At 56.9% G+C, this 15,370-nt stretch carries 10 protein-coding genes; 4 read left to right on the top strand and 6 right to left on the bottom strand.

Going from position 1 to position 15,370, the window contains the following annotated elements:
- Nucleotides 1-6: 6 nt before the first annotated feature.
- The 6 genes from AC0J4F_RS20435 to AC0J4F_RS20410 are packed head-to-tail and all read right to left on the bottom strand — an operon-like array spanning nucleotide 7 to nucleotide 8,078.
- Entirely contained in the window at nucleotides 7-648 is a 642-nt protein-coding gene (locus tag AC0J4F_RS20435) for a DUF3540 domain-containing protein (RefSeq protein ID WP_473024507.1), read from the bottom strand.
- Nucleotides 649-673: 25 nt separating this feature from the next.
- Nucleotides 674-1,750, bottom strand: coding sequence for a hypothetical protein (locus AC0J4F_RS20430; protein ID WP_473024506.1), 1,077 nt, complete (start codon nucleotides 1,748-1,750; stop codon nucleotides 674-676).
- Nucleotides 1,751-1,783: 33 nt separating this feature from the next.
- On the bottom strand, nucleotides 1,784-3,313 hold the full coding sequence (locus AC0J4F_RS20425; protein ID WP_473024504.1) for a type VI secretion system Vgr family protein: 1,530 nt from the start codon (nucleotides 3,311-3,313) through the stop codon (nucleotides 1,784-1,786).
- Between the two features lie 31 nt (nucleotides 3,314-3,344).
- On the bottom strand, nucleotides 3,345-3,749 hold the full coding sequence (locus tag AC0J4F_RS20420) for a PAAR-like domain-containing protein (protein WP_081450578.1): 405 nt from the start codon (nucleotides 3,747-3,749) through the stop codon (nucleotides 3,345-3,347).
- A complete protein-coding gene (locus tag AC0J4F_RS20415) occupies nucleotides 3,749-4,870 on the bottom strand; it encodes a pentapeptide repeat-containing protein (RefSeq protein WP_473024503.1) in 1,122 nt (373 codons plus the stop codon). Before AC0J4F_RS20415 ends, AC0J4F_RS20420 begins: the two co-directional genes overlap by 1 nt.
- Nucleotides 4,863-8,078 carry a DUF2169 family type VI secretion system accessory protein gene (locus AC0J4F_RS20410; protein ID WP_473024502.1) on the bottom strand — a complete coding sequence of 1,072 codons (3,216 nt, stop codon included), beginning with the start codon at nucleotides 8,076-8,078 and terminating at the stop codon, nucleotides 4,863-4,865. Before AC0J4F_RS20410 ends, AC0J4F_RS20415 begins: the two co-directional genes overlap by 8 nt.
- A 518-nt stretch (nucleotides 8,079-8,596) precedes the next feature.
- Between AC0J4F_RS20410 and AC0J4F_RS20405 the strand changes: the two genes are divergently transcribed.
- The 4 genes from AC0J4F_RS20405 (at nucleotide 8,597) to AC0J4F_RS20390 (ending at nucleotide 15,364) form a co-directional block, all read left to right on the top strand.
- On the top strand, nucleotides 8,597-9,109 hold the full coding sequence (locus tag AC0J4F_RS20405; protein ID WP_133950695.1) for an Hcp family type VI secretion system effector: 513 nt from the start codon (nucleotides 8,597-8,599) through the stop codon (nucleotides 9,107-9,109).
- Between the two features lie 215 nt (nucleotides 9,110-9,324).
- Nucleotides 9,325-12,072, top strand: coding sequence for a type VI secretion system ATPase TssH (gene tssH / locus AC0J4F_RS20400; RefSeq protein ID WP_473024501.1), 2,748 nt, complete (start codon nucleotides 9,325-9,327; stop codon nucleotides 12,070-12,072).
- Between the two features lie 117 nt (nucleotides 12,073-12,189).
- The gene (locus AC0J4F_RS20395; RefSeq protein WP_473024500.1) at nucleotides 12,190-13,809 is read left to right on the top strand and encodes a sigma-54-dependent Fis family transcriptional regulator; all 1,620 of its coding nucleotides are present in this window, start codon (nucleotides 12,190-12,192) and stop codon (nucleotides 13,807-13,809) included.
- A 106-nt stretch (nucleotides 13,810-13,915) separates the two neighbouring features.
- Nucleotides 13,916-15,364 (top strand): serine/threonine-protein kinase, encoded by a 1,449-nt coding sequence (locus AC0J4F_RS20390; RefSeq protein ID WP_473024499.1) that lies wholly within the window; start codon nucleotides 13,916-13,918, stop codon nucleotides 15,362-15,364.
- Nucleotides 15,365-15,370: the final 6 nt, after the last annotated feature.

The raw sequence follows: 15,370 nt of genomic DNA, 5'->3' as shown, positions 1-15,370 counted from the left end.
AGCACTTTAGCCCACGCTGACGCGTTTGGCATCAAACCGGACATCTTCTTCCGCCGTAATCATTGAGATGTCGCTGTTCTGAGTGGCGACGCTGTCAATATTCTGAACCAGAATACCGGCCTTGAGCGTTTCAGTCTCTTTGACCGAGCTGCTGCGGCTTTGCGCAGTCGTCGTGATGGTCCGGGCATTGACCATTTTGTCCACCAGCGTTTCCATTGAGCGGGTGAAGTTGGTGATCAATTGCTTTCCGGTCTGGGTCACGCTTTCCGCCAGCACGTTCATACGCCGCGCACTCACGTGAACATCCGGTGCGGATACGGTGAGGCGCCCCTCCGATTTCAGCGCGACTTCCTTTGCACCTGCAACTCCGATTTCTGCAGATACATCGGCGTCGCGGTTCAGCACAGATAGTATGAATGCCTGGTCAGCACCGCGGTAAACCAGAACCGTATCGCCGATCGCGGGCGCCAAAAGACAACCGGCCGCTTGGCTTGCATGGATTTGCTCACCGTCCGACAAGGTCACCATGGCGTCCTGTTCTGTGAGGAGCGCCTTGACGATGCCGGTTTCGAGGCCGTTACCGGGAGCGGGCGGCGGTGTCGCTGTTTTGGTTGTCGTGTCCGCCTTGCGGGATGTTTGTTTTTTCATAAGCGACTCTTTGGCGGTGGGATTGTCAGATCTGCGCCGTGCTGGCGATCTTTGCTTCCCACAATGATATCATGGACTTGACGTTTACATTCGCACATTCTGCGGCGATCTGTTCGGCAGTGATGCCGCCGGTGCTGGCTTTCACAGGGGTTGCGGTTGCTTCCGTCGCTGTCGTGTCTACCTTGACGGCTTTGGATCTGAACGTCGCCCCAAGCACCTTGAGTTCACCTTCCTTGATTTCGGTTTTCCAGGCAAGGATGTCTGTCTTCACCAGACCGATATCGGTCTTGAGCAAGTAAAAGGTAATCTTGGTGATCGGCTCGACATTGAGGCTAAAGGCTAAATTGAATATGAATTCAGCCGCGATTTTGACCTGAATATTGCCGCCGCAGAACATTTTGAAGTACGTGCCGTAATGCCGTGTATCGGTGTGGGCATGGACCTCTTTGTATGAATTCGCGTGATAGATTTCATACTTGTTTGCTTCGTAGTATTTGCGCGAGACACTTGAGACTTTCTCGTATTGCTCGCCGTCGACCGTCTTTGTGTCTTTCCTGACAGTGGTGTTGAGATCACCAAGTCCATTGGCGCCGGCGATCAAATTGATATCCTGTTCATTGCCGTTGGTGTCAGTACCGGACTGGATCGTGATCGCTCCTTCATCCGACTGGATGTGCATGGCACCTTTTGGATTCAGGTAGAATTTCTCGCCGCCCCGGATCAGGATCCGGCCATCGCAGGCCATGAGGATGCCTTTCCCCCCGCCAGCTGCATTTGTGTAGATCGCATCACCCGATTCATCGGCGATGTGTTGTGCCGGAAAATACGCGGAGTAGGTATCAGCGCCTGCATTGTAGGCGGTTTGTTCGACATCGGCGTATTCCCCAAGACGCAGCAGGGTGCCAAGGCCTGAGTCGTCCGCAGACGTATTCGCGGCACCTGGTGTGCTTGGGACATAAAAGTAGGTGTACGTGGTTTGGTAGTGAGTGCCCGTGTCGTCTTCGACAAGGGCGTCACTATCCGTCACATTGCTGAGGGAGGTGTTCAGATCGGACAAAGCCGCGGTCAGGGAATTGATCTGCGTATCATAGGCCGAAGACATTCTATGTCCTCCCAATGTGGGTCTTTGCAGACCCTACGCGGAACCGTCGCTGATCTGCATGATTATGCCGGAAGCTGTCCGGGTTCTGTGCGCGACATTCTGGTTTGTCGCCGTGACAGGGTTGACCTGCTCCCCGTTCGACACCGCGCCCAAAATGACCGGGCGGTCCGGATCGCCGTGCAGGAAGCCGAGCAACACCTCTGTGCCGATCAACAGTGTGGAGTGGGACCCGTAGCCGTCTCCGCCGCCATAAGGTTCCATTTTCCGAACGACATAGCTTGCTTTGCCCTGCGACAGGCCGCTTTCCTCGTCCAGAATCCGGACGCGGTAACGGCCAGCACTGTCGAGTTCAGCGCGCTTTCCTTCGGTCTCACCGTCGATCACTGCGGAAATGTACCCCGGGATAGATGGCTTTGGTGTGACAATGGACGGCCGGAAGCCATTGTCGAACGGAACACAGACAAAGCTGTTGCGATAGGGTTCTGGTGTCATGTGGGCCGAACTGAAGCCGAGCGGCGTTGTGTTGACGCAGCTGTGGGTGACTTCGGTCACGATGTAAAGACCGTCAAGATCCCGGATCGGGTGGTCCTTCAACTGAAAGAAGTATCCCGGGCGCAGGAGCGGAATGTTGCTTTCGCCTACGAATTGCTGGCGTTCCGTTTCAACGAGTTCGACCCGCCGCTTGGCGATGAAGTTGCCTTCTGAAACGGTCGCATAGTGCTCACCATAGCGGGTGGTGATGCCCTGGCCGGGGAAGCTGGCATGTTGAGAGACGAACAGGTCTACCTTCGGGGTTTCCTCGTTATATTCCCGCAAAGCCACTGTGCCGCTTTGGGTGATGAATTTCTGGTTAAACGACCAGATGCCGAAGTCGCCGGTGCCCATCACCTGTTCTTTGCTGCGATAGGACAGCTCTTCGGTGATCTGTTTGCCGGAGAGCTTTGTGAAATGCTCTTTCCGGTCGCCGAAGACAACCTTCTCCTTGTCACTGGAATGATCGAAGGAAAAGAAGATGCCGAACCGCTCACACATGCGCTTCAGGAAATTCAGGTCGTGCTCCCGGTACTGCATGACGAAATGCAGTTTCGGGTAATCCCCGCTGGACGGCAGCATGTCGTACTGGATCTGGCGCGGAACGCGGCTCGAACTGGTGTTCGAGTTCTTCTTGTTCGCATCGCTCAGCTCGCTCGTCAGGATATCAACAACGGTGACATCCTTGTCCGTGCCATACACCTGGTTTTGGGCGCTGTGCCGCAGCATGGAGAGTTCAGGTTCAATGACGAAGCGGTAACAGAACTCGCGGTTCGGTGTCGGGTCGCGTGTCTCTGCGCCTTCAATGACACCCTGCGCTTGCATCTTTTCTTCGCCCATCTCCAGTGTGAGCGTGGCGGCCTTGCCCATCATGTCTGGGAGCTTGATAGGGTCCTTCGAGACGATGTCAGTCGTGAACCGATACCCGTCGGTCAGGGCTTCAACACCGTGAAGGGCTTCGACATACACGTCGCTGCTCGATACGCCGGGCAGGGTGATCGACATTTTTCCCTGCATCGCTTCGCTGCTCATTGTCTGAACTCCTCTTCTGCCGTCGCGCCGTTTAAAGGCTCGGGTTCAGCAGACGTATTTGTGACGGTACCAGAGTGGTGCCGACAGAATTGGGTGAAACGCCGTTCTGCGCTGTCGGGTCTAAAAGTGCGCGGGTTGCCGGCATGCACTGAAGGAAAAGTTTGGTGGAGCCCTTCACGTTCCGGCTGTTGGAACACACCATCCCCGAAGCCACGCCGGGGCCGGGCCCACTGACCGTAACCGGTGCCAAGTTTGTCATATTATGCGCGGGCATGCACATGATGAGTGAGCGGAAACAGGTCGGGATTTCCGTCACCCGGAACCCCATGGAAAAGAGCGGGATCGGGACCGGGCCGACCGGTGTTGTCTGCAAGTAGATATCCGGAACCGAGAAGTCCATTCCGGGGATCGGGCCTTGTGAGTTTACAAACACCATCAGAGTGTCCCTCCTTGGCCCGCACCATCGCCGTCGAGGGCGACCTTGTCGGGCCTGTATAATTCTGCAATCGCACGATCAGTATCGGTCTCGATCCGGCTGCCGGATGTGCCGAGCATCACAGTCTGTTCGGTCTTGGCTGCATGAAATTTCGTAAGGTTAAAATTGCTTGCCGAGAGAGAGGCACCTGACAGGTCGGCATGCGAGAATTCGACCTGACGCAGATCGCATTGCTCAAATAGTGCTGCCCGGCAATCCGCTTCCTGGAAGACGGCTGAAAACAATTGCGAACTGTTGAACCGGGCTCCGGAAAGACCGGCACCTGCAAAGTTCGCCATGGTCAGCTGGCTGCCTGAGAGATCCACGCCGTCCAGTTTGCTTTTCGTGAAACCGGTCGTATTTGCCGTCACGCCGCGCAAACTTGCGCCTTCAAAATCACATTCGGCAAACACGGACGCGCTGAGGTTGGCACCGTTCAAATTGGTGCCTTTAAATTCGCCCTTGTGGAACGTGCAGTGTTGCCAGGATTGACCGGAAAGATCGAGCCCGGAGAGGTTCGCATCAGCAAATACGGCAATATCGATAAAAGTGCCGGTGATATCCACCGGCCGCAGATCGGCATCAGTCAGCATGAAGTTAGACAGAACCGCGTTTGCGAAGCTGGCGCCGGTCACGTCTGATGCCAAAACGACCGCCCGGTAGAAACTCGCTTTGGAAAAGTCGGCATCCATAAGGTCCGGCTGCGCAAAGGACACCTGATCGAACGTGCTGCCCGAAAAGTTGCAGTTGCTGGCGTTCCCGGCAACGATCTGTGCGCGCTCAATATACGTGTCGCGCATTTCCGACGCGTCCATGTCGCAGGACACGATCTGGGTGTTTTTCAAATTACAGCCATTGAAACGCGCGCCTTTGAGCGTGCATGAGACAATCTGGGCATCCGTTAGGGTTGCTCCGGAAAAGTCGCACCCGGTCAAGTCGCACTCGATAAACCTAATCCCGGCAAGGTTCATGTTTGCGAAGGACATTCCCGAGGCGATGCGGAGCATGATCGGTTGTTCATGGGCGTGGAACGCCATGACATCTTCGAACGTGATCGGTTTTCTGTCCGGCATCTTAGGCATGGGTCGGTTGCTCCAGAAGTGTCATGCCAAGGTTGGCGCCGGAGAAATCGCAGCTGGCGAGTTTGGCCTCAAGCAAGTCTGCAGCGAAGAGATTGGCAGCCCGCATCGAGCAGCGCCGAAGATCGACACCGGTGAGCGCAGCGGCAAAAAGATTGGCCCCGAAGAAATCACTGCCCGCAAAATTGGACCGGCCGAACAGCGAGTTGCGGAATGAAGACAACCTGAAATCATTGGCTTCCAGGTTACATGCGTTGAAGAAACAAGCGGTCCCGCTCGCCCTCAAAAAACAGCACTCGGGCATTTCGGCCGTGTTGAACGAGCTCTCGGTCGCACGAAGTCCGTCAAAGCGCGAGCCGGTCAGATCGCTTGCGCCCATGATACCAACGGACAACCATTTGCCGTTGATCGCGCGCATCCCCGGTGCCTTCACTTCCATAAAGCCAATGCGTTCCAGGTCGCTGTCGCTTAAGTCCAGGCCCTTCATGGATAGGGTCACGAACATGGTCCGGAGCAATTTGGAGCTTGTCGCTTTAAATCCGTCCGCCGATCCGGTCAGGATCTGACAATCGGTGATCCGGCTTTGCTTGAGCTGCATGTCGTTGATGTTGGATTCAATCAGGCGCACCTTCTCAAGATCTGCCCCGGTGCCTGTCGAGCCGGACAAGTCCGACTGAATGATCAGGAGGTCATGCAGTTTTGCCCGGTCAAGCGCCAGTTCCTGTGCGCTTGCCTTGTTCAGGTTGGCGCGAGTCATGTCGCAGTCTGAAAAGTCGACGCCCGTGAGCGTTGCCCCGGAAAAGACAGCACCTGTCAGGTTCGAGCCGGTGAACCGGGCGTCTGTCAGGTCTGATTGCTCAAAGAACGTACCGGAAAGATCCATGCCGCTGAAATCAACGCCGCGCAGATCTGCGCCAGCAAGATCGGCACCTTTGAAATCGTGGCCATCGCGCAGTTTTCCGGTGACAAACGCACCGAGACGGATCGGAACCCCCTCCGGCAAGGCCTCAAGTGGAAACAACGGGGCAGGGGATTGCTGGCGGGCTGTTGCCATGGAGTCTTCCATGGTCTCTTCCGCCTCGTCCATACGGTCCTTGGCCGTTGCCACCGAGGCCAGTGCCGTCTCAGACGGTGTTTGGCCTTCAGGCGGCTGCGGTCCGTCCGCTTGCATGCCCTCGACCCGCTCCAAAAGGGTTTCAAGCATCTCACCCGGCTTGTCTTTCGGAATGATGGGGGAGTCGAGTTTGGACAGCCCTTCTTCCAGTTCGGCAGTCAGGTCGTCCATCGGCATGTCATCTGGTTGACTCGCCAAGAGGTCTTTGAACGATGATTGTTTTGCTGCGGGCGCAGGCGTGGCTTCGGCCAGCTCCCCGATCATCGCACTGAACTGGTCGTCAATGGCGTCTGCTGGCGGTTTCATGGCCTCGTCCAAGCCCTCTAGCTGGGACAAGTCCATTTCGTCTATGGCCTTGCGGGCATCCGCAAGAATGCTGCCTTCCGGCTGCTTCATCGCCCGGGCAACCGCCTTGGTATACGCGAGCTCGATGTCCTCTTCCGATGGGGCTTCCGGTTCGCCGAAGATGCCCGCCAACGTTTCATCCAATGCCCCGGCAGCGTCGGGATTGTCGTCCAGTCCCGCAAACGGACCGGAGGGTGAGCGATCTTTCAGGGCCGTCAGTTGGCCTGTGACTTCCTGAAGGCCGGATGCCAAGTCCGGGTCGAGTTCAAGATCTGAAAATCGGGCTATGAAAGCGTCATCGACAATTGGTTTCTTGGCGTGTGGCGGCAGCAGTTTGGGCGGTGTTGCCGCGACAATTGCTCGCCGCTGAAGCTCTGCTTTGGCCATTTCGCGGTCGCGTTTTTCCAAAAGGGCGTCTTCAACCGCTTTGACGTCATCCAGAAGGGCGGCCAGATCCAGGTCGCCGTTTTCAAGTTCTTCCGGGGTGGGCTGGGCAACCAGAGGAATATCGTCGATGATGTCTGACTTGGGCGGCGGGACGAGGTCACCCGGCAAGCCCTCATCTTCCAGCATCTTGCGCGCTGCCCAGTTCTGGTTGTCCATGAACTTCTGCCGGTCGGCCGCAGCTTTTTCCAGTTTGGCTTCGCGCTTGGCGCTGAGGATTGCCGGATCGACATCCGGCATCAACTGATAGTCGGCCAGCGCATATTTGTGTGCTTCGTCTTTTGATGTCCGTTTCTGATAGACATCAGCGTAGTAGGCAGCATCCCGGCTGACGGCATCCGTCTCTTCCAGGCCAACCATGATGGCCGCAATGTCTTCTGCAAACCGGTCTGTGCCACGCAATAGGCCACGGAATGTCAGAACGGCCTTTTGAACATTCGGAAAAATCATGACGGTATCGCAGCGCATCGTTGTCTCGATGAGCTCATTTGCATCGGTCAGCTTGTAAAAGCACCGGGCGGTCAGGCGCGGCAGTTGTCCGCCAACGGATGCCTCACCGCGCGACATGCCGGTGATCGCAAATGTTTCCCCGCCTTCAAAGAAACCATCGAACCGTTGATCCTCTGGTGCCTCGCAGTGATAGAGCGGATTGAAGTCATCCGGTTTTAGTGGCGAGATATGGTCGATCCAATGCTGATCATACGTGCCGAGATACTTCAGGCGCGCGGCGTCATCCGCTGCGATTGGTCCGAAATGAGCTGGAACGGGTTGGTCATCCGGCGCCTTGATCAGCCTTGCGGGATCTTCAACATTCGGAAGCGGCGCATCATACCCGGCCTCCAGAATGCTCCTTGCCCCGTGTCCTTTGCCACGCGCATTCGGTGCGTAGTTCGGGCCGCCAAAGGCCTGCGCTTCGCCAATCGGCATTTTGAGGAACGGAACCGGCCGGCTCATTTGCACGCCCTGGTCCGTCAGCTGCCAAACGCGATCGCCGAAAACGGCGAGCTCTTTATGAAACCGGTCAAACCGAACAGAGACACGGATGCCTTCAATCGGGGCGTCTGTCGGTGATAGCGCATTGCCTGCAATAATCACTTCGCCCTTGGGCTTCAGTTGGCCCTTGTCGAAGATGGCACCGTTGGGCATTTGCTCCGTCACCATTGGCCAAAGCGCTTGCTCGGTCAAAAGCCGGCCGGGCTCCTCGAAGTCAAACAGAGCATAAGCCGACACTGTGGTCAGAGCTCCGTCCTTCGTGGGGTCCGTTTGGTGCGCTACCGAAACCCGGGATGGTTTAATGATAGCTGGCAAAGGCCTTCTCCGTTGCGTTTGTTACTTCATCGAATGAAGGGCCATTCGATCGATAGGAGCCTGTAATCTATAGGACGCAGACAGTGTCCCGCAAAAGTTACAATATCATCACATTCATACAGGTCCTTTCCAAGCAAGGTGAGGGACCGGCTACCTTGGGTCAATTGTCTAATATCTGCACATCTGGATTGAGAGTGCTCTAACGTTTTTTGGAAAAAGTGAATGATTTCAAAGAGCGTGTCGCGTGCGAATTGGAAGCAGGCCGTAAAACAGCGCGCGGAATGTGACGCAAATCACAAGGAGAATGTGCAGAGAATTGCACACCAGGTCCGGTACTGTGCAGTTTTCTGCACAGTTTAACACTCTCTTAAATCGGAAAATATCGAGCATAAGATATTGATAAATATGAAAAAATTTGACAAACCTCCGATTTGGCACGCTGCTTGCGATGTGTAGGGCGTTGGAGGCGAACATCCTCCTACCGGAATTTCGAAAGCTCACATACGGGAGACGGAAAAATGGCAAACGTAGCATACATGTCGATCAGCGGTTCCACCCAAGGGGACATCACCGCAGATGCAACGACGGCTGATTCCATCGGCAACAACTGGCAGGAAGGCCACGAGAGCGAGTCCCTGGTCTATAAGTTCGAGAGCAACGCAATTGTTCCGCGTGACCCGAACTCCGGTACCGCCATCGGCACCCGCCGCCACCAGCCGACAACCATCATCAAGCCGCTGGACAAGGCGTCTCCGCTGATGTGGCAGGCTTTGGCCACCGGTGAATCCCTGGAGATCACCATCAACTTCTGGCGTACATCGACTTCTGGCGTCCAGGAGCACTACTACACGATCAAATACACCGACGCGGTCCTGGTTGAAGGCAAGACCATTTTGCCGGATGTTCTGGATGATGCGAACTCGTCCCGTGGCGATCAGGAGCAGTGGTCCTTCACTTACCGCAAGGCGGAGTGGACACACGAGAAGGCCGGCACATCCGCTTCTGACGACTGGCGCGCTCCGGTCACCTGATTTCGGTGTCAGCATAGAATTGTTGATGGAATGCCGCTTCGGAAACGGGGCGGCATTCTTTTTAACGTTTGTACGATTAATTCAGCTCATTCCGCATTGTGCGGGAAACGTCTCTTTGCGTAAGCTTGAAGCGTTCTTATGACACGCCTGTCATTAAAGGCCGCTAACAGTTGGGAACAATGCACGTCCGTGCATAATTTTGGGGGTTGCTCACCGTGCTCGACCTTGATCTTCGCCGCCTCATCGGCCGTCTGAACGCCTATTCGAAACGCTCACTCGAAGCTGCTGCAGGCCTGGCGGTGACACGCGGGCACTATGAAGTCTCCATTGAACATGTGCTGCACGTCTTTGTGGAAGACAGCCAGCATGACGTTCAAAGTGCGCTGAGACACTTCGAGATTGATCCTGCTGTCATGCGCAAGGGGCTTCAAAGCGTCCTTGAAAGTATGAAGACCGGCAATCAGGGCCGTCCGGTGTTTTCCCCGCTCCTGGTCGAACTCATTTCCGATGCGTGGCTGGTGAGCTCCGTTGAGCTGGACCTGGATCAGGTCCGCTCCGGCAGCCTTCTGGCCACAATCTTCGCCCAGCCGAACCGTTACGGCGATGACCGCTGGCTGCAATACATGGAAGACATCTCGTTTGCCGGGTTCAAAAAGGACTTCTCCGACATCATCGGGAATTCCGAGGAAACCACTGCAGGCCTGACCGCAGCACCTGGTGGAGACGACAAGGCGCCGTCAGTCGCGCCTGGAATGAGCCCGGACAGCGCGCTCGCCCGCTTCTGCACGAACTTCACTCAGGCTGCCCGTGAGGGCAAGATTGATCAGGTGTTCTGCCGGGATCGCGAAATTCAGCAGATGATCGACGTTCTTGGACGCCGCCGGAAAAACAACCCGATCTGTGTCGGTGAACCTGGTGTCGGTAAGACCGCGGTGGTCGAGGGGCTTGCGGTAAAGATCGCCGAGGGCGATGTGCCGGACATGCTCAAGAATGTTGAGCTGATCGGCCTGGACCTCGGCATGCTGCAGGCCGGCGCCGGTGTGAAGGGCGAATTCGAAAACCGCTTGAAGGGCATCATTGACGAAGTCAAATCGTCGCCGAAACCGATCATCCTGTTTATCGATGAAGCGCATATGCTGATTGGTGCAGGAGGCTCTGCCGGTGGTGCGGACGCTGCAAACCTTTTGAAACCGGCTTTGGCACGCGGCGAATTGCGCACGGTCGCGGCGACGACCTGGAGCGAATACAAAAAGTATTTCGAAAAGGATCCGGCACTGGAGCGCCGGTTCCAGCTGGTGAAGCTGGACGAGCCAAGCCCGGAACAAGCAATCACGATCATGCGCGGCCTGCGCAGTGCTTATGAAAAGAACCACGGCGTCTACATTCGCGACAATGCCGTTGTAGCCGCAGCAAAACTCTCCGCGCGCTACATTTCTGGCCGGCAGCTGCCGGACAAGGCTGTGGATGTGTTGGACACCGCCTGTGCGCGCGTGAAGCTGTCCTTGTCATCGAAGCCGTTCGTGATCGAGCTGAAGGAGAAGCGGCTAGGTGAGTTGAACCGGGCGCTCGGATCATTGACCCGGGATTCGCAGGCCGATTTTGCGCCCGATGATCCGCAAGTTGAAGAGATCGACGCTGAGATCAAGACAGTCGAAGCGGAAATCGCTGAGCTGACGGCCCGTTGGCAAAAGGAGCTGGATCTCGTCAATCAGATCCTGAAACTCCGCCATGACCTCGGCCTCAGCCTTGAGGGGGACGAGCCGGCCGCAGAGGAAGAGGCGTCCAGCGAAGCGGGCGACGAGACCTCCGATGATGCGGAGGCCGATGCAGGCGACGGCGACGAGGCAGCCGCAGCCGATGACCCAGTTGACATCGAAGCCATGAAGGCGAAGTACGCAGAAATCGCCAAGGACCTGAAAGAAGCCCAGGACGGTGATCCGCTTGTGTCGTTTGAAGTCACCGAAGAAGCCATTGGTCAGGTGATTTCCGATTGGACCGGTGTGCCGCTCGGACGCATGGTTGAAAACGAAGCTGACTCAGTCCTGAAGCTCTCCCAGAACCTCCAGGCGCGGGTGATCGGTCAAGACCACGCCATTCAGGCTGTCGATGAAGCCTTGCGGACTGCAAAGGCCGGGGTTCAGAACCCTGATGCGCCGATGGGCGTCTTCCTGTTCGTCGGCCCATCAGGTGTTGGTAAAACCGAATTGGCAACGGCAATCGCGGACCAGCTGTTCGGCGGTGAGCGCTTCCTGATTTCCATCAATATGTCGGAGTTCCAGGAAAAGCACACCGTATCGAAGCTCGTTGGATCTCCTCCGGGCTATGTCGGCTATGGCGAGGGCGGTGTCCTAACCGAAGCTGTCCGCCAGCGGCCCTATTCTGTCGTGCTTCTGGATGAAGTTGAAAAAGCGGACCTTGAGGTGATGAACCTCTTCTACCAAGTGTTCGACAAGGGTGTTTTGTCGGACGGGGAAGGCCGCCAGATCGACTTCAAGAACACGATTGTTGTCCTGACCAGCAACCTGGCCACAGATGTTCTGACCGAGATGGGTTCGCTTCCGGAAAAGCCGGATGTCGATGAGCTGGTGGCGGCCTGCCGCCCGATCCTGAGCGCGCATTTCAAACCGGCGCTTCTGGCGCGGATGCAGATCGTACCGTTCTACCCGCTGATCGGTGAGCCGCTTGAAAAGATTGTCCGGTTGAAATTGAACAAGGTCGGCAAACGCTTGCGTGAAAACCAGAAGATGGAACTGGTCTATTCCGACGAGGTCGTCAAATCGATCGCCGCGCGCTGCACGGAAGTTGAAACCGGTGCCCGGAACATCGACCACATCGTCAACCGCACGATCTTACCGGAGCTTTCCACCGAGCTTTTGACAAAAATGGGGGGCGATGGAACAGACTTTACCAAAGCGACCATTGATGTTGGCGAGCCGGGCCACTTTACCTACAGCCTGAGCTGATGACCTTGCAAAGACAGGCTGGCAAAGGCGCCGCCTGCAAACATGAACACAAATTGCCTCCGGGCGGGCATACTGCTGCCCGGGGGACGAGTTCACATCTGTGCAGGCGGAAACCGAATGATACTCGATGACCTGTTGGATTTGACCGAGGCGCTGGCGGGAGCTGAGCAGGTGGAAACTGTTCTGGAGCTCGTGCTGGATTCGGCGCTCAAGATTTCGCGCGCCGAGGGCGGGTCGATCTATACCCTCGACACGCTGGGGCAGCATTTGCACCGCACGGCGTCCCGGTATCATGGTGTTGTCGCCACCGCGGCAACAGGCGAGCGTGTTTCCATCTACGGCGATGACATGATGCCGAACTTGCAGGCTCCAGCCGCGCTCGTCGTCTCCACCGGCACCGTAATCAACATCGCCGACATCACCTCAGCGGTCGGATACGACTTTTCCCGCATCGAGGAAGATGACCGGCTGTGTGGAACCAAAACACAGTCCTTGGTCATTGTGCCGATGACGGTTCTAAGGGACCGGTCCATCGGCATCTTCCAGCTGATCAACCCACGCAATGCGGAGGGCCAAACCGGGGCTATCGGCGACGAAGTTCTGAAGCAGCTCAAAGCACTGTCCATCCATGCGGGGATCTGCATCTGGAACACGCGCATGCATGAGGAAAACACGCGCCTCAAGAAACAGTTCGATCGCTACATGAAGGAGCTGCCGCGCCAGCTGACGAAAGACAAGGCGCAGCCGGCTCCGGTCAAAAAGCAGAAACCACAAGGGCTCGTTGGAGACAGCCCGCCGATCGAAAAGGCCATCAACCTGATTGGCAAGGCAGCCAATTCCGATGTCCCGATCCTGGTGCGCGGGGAAACAGGGACCGGCAAGGAAATGATGGCAAGTTTCATCCATCAGTCCAGTGACCGGTCGGACCAGGCATTTGTCGTGCAGAACTGCGCGGCGCTCCCCGAAGCGCTTCTTGAAAGTGAGCTTTTTGGACACGTCAAAGGGGCGTTTACAGGCGCGCAAACGGACAAGGCAGGCCTCGCACATGAGGCACACAAGGGTACGCTGTTCCTCGACGAAATCGGTGACATGCCACTCGCGTTACAGGCGAAGGTCCTGCGTTTGCTGCAGGAAGGCGAAGTCCGGCGGGTTGGAGCGACAAAAACTGAACATGTCGATGTCAGAATCGTCGGGGCGACAAACGTCAATCTGGAAGAAAAAATCGCGGAAGGCGAATTTCGGAAGGATCTGTTTTACCGCCTGAACGTCTTTCCGATCAGTTTGCCGCCCTTGCGGGAACGTCCCTCTGATATCCCAAAACTCATTGATCATTTCCTGAAAAAAGGCGCTGCCAAAGCGGGAACGGCCGTACCGATCGTGTCAGCCGACGCGATCGACGCGCTGTTGTGCTGGAGCTATCCCGGCAATGTCCGCGAACTAAAGAACATTTTGGACCGGGCCCGCTTGATGGCGGAAGCCGGTTATCCCATTCAGCTGGAGCACCTGCCCCTGGAGCTGACGGGGCCCATGAATGGCGGTGCAGCGCCGATGCCGAGCGGGATCCCGGAGGGGGATTTGAAAACCATTGTTGGCCAGTATGAAGCACTGGTCATCGAGGCAAAAATGCGGGAAGCTGGTTGGAATAAAACCAATGCGGCGCGTTTACTGAAAGTAAGCAGGCGCACCATTATTGAAAAGCTGAACCGCTACAACATTACCCGTCCGGCTGGCTTCTGACAGTGGTCGGGCCATCAGGAGACACCGCAGTCTGAAACTCTTTGGGTTTAGCGCGAAAAAACAGGATGCCGCTGGTGAAGGTCCCGATTCACTGGTCAAAGCCTTTGTGTCCGGCCGCTTGTCCTACGATGCGCTTCTTCACGGGCTGAAGGAGGTGTTTCATCGCTCTGATTCACATGCGGCCGACGTTCATGCAACCCTCGGACAAGCTGTTGAAAGCGGGCGTCTGCCCAACGACCTTGCCCAGATTATTCGGACACAACTGCCCCCAGGCGGCGGGTCAAACGGCTCCGATGGACCGGCAGCGCCCACAGACCCGGCTGCAATCGCGAGCGGAACCGCAAACCCTGCGGCCGAAGACGATCTGGATGAACCGACTATCCCCAATGGCGTGATCGGTCGGGCGTCTTCAACGGCTCAGTCAAAGCCTCCCGGGCAATCGCCGTACCTGCCTCCCTTGCCCTATCTGACTGACCCGCCGGCACAGGCGGGCGATGACATGCGCAACAAGGTCGATGATGTTGTCCTCGGGTCGATCGTCGACGGGTTCAAGGATTTCCGGAAAGCGCGGACCGGCGGCGGCGATCAAACTGCTGGCGAAGCGCAATCGGGGAAACTCGACCAGTTTCTGACAGGCTACACAAGTGCGCGCCTGCGCACGAATGCCCGTAAGGCGGCAGCCGGTCAGTCAGGAGGGGCGGCCGATCTGAACTCGCTCGCGGGCGCCGGAGCAGAGCGGGCGGGCGTGGGGACACTATTGCGCGACCGGTTTGTGCTCGACCGGGAGGTTGGCCGCGGTGCCATGGGCGTCGTTTATGCCGCCGTCGACCGGCGCCGCTTGGAGGCTGGGCACGACGAGCCATATGTGGCGCTGAAACTTCTGACCGATGAGATCCGGTCCGATACGGGCGCCTTGCGCCAGCTGGAGGCGGAGGCCCGCAAGGCGCAGGCGCTCGCGCATCCCAACATTGCCACGATCTATGATTTCGACCGGGACGGCGGTGAGGTCTTTATCGTGATGGAACTGTTGCGCGGGACCACACTCGACCGGAAGCTATCCGCAGCGCTGGGCCATTCGCTGCCCGCAAAGGAAGCCTTGCCGATCTTGCAAGGGATCTGCGACGGTCTCATTTATGCCCACAGCCAGAATGTCGTCCATTCCGACTTGAAGCCGGGGAACATCTTTGTTCTCGATAACAATGTGGTCAAATTGCTCGACTTCGGTCTCGCAGCCGTTACGACCGCTGACATGGCCGATAATGGCCTCGGCAGCGCATTGACCGCGTCCTACGCAAGTCCGGAAATGTTTCAAAAGGCACCGCGGGATCCGCGCGATGATGTGTTCGCGCTTGGCTGCATCGCCTATCAGGTTCTTGCGGGTCGCCATCCGTTCTCATTGAAAGGCTCGGATCAGGCTGCCCGGGAAAACATGGTGCCTGAGCCTTTGGAAGGGCTGGATGCCGACGTATGGCAGGCTCTTGAGAAAGCCTTGGCATTCAAGCGCGAAGACCGGCTAGCAGATGTCCGTGAGTTCCGGGCTGCACTCTTCGATTAATCCATA

The sequence above is a fragment of the Roseibium sp. R5 genome, assembly GCF_055755305.1.
This window is presented reverse-complemented; position numbering and strand designations above follow the sequence as displayed.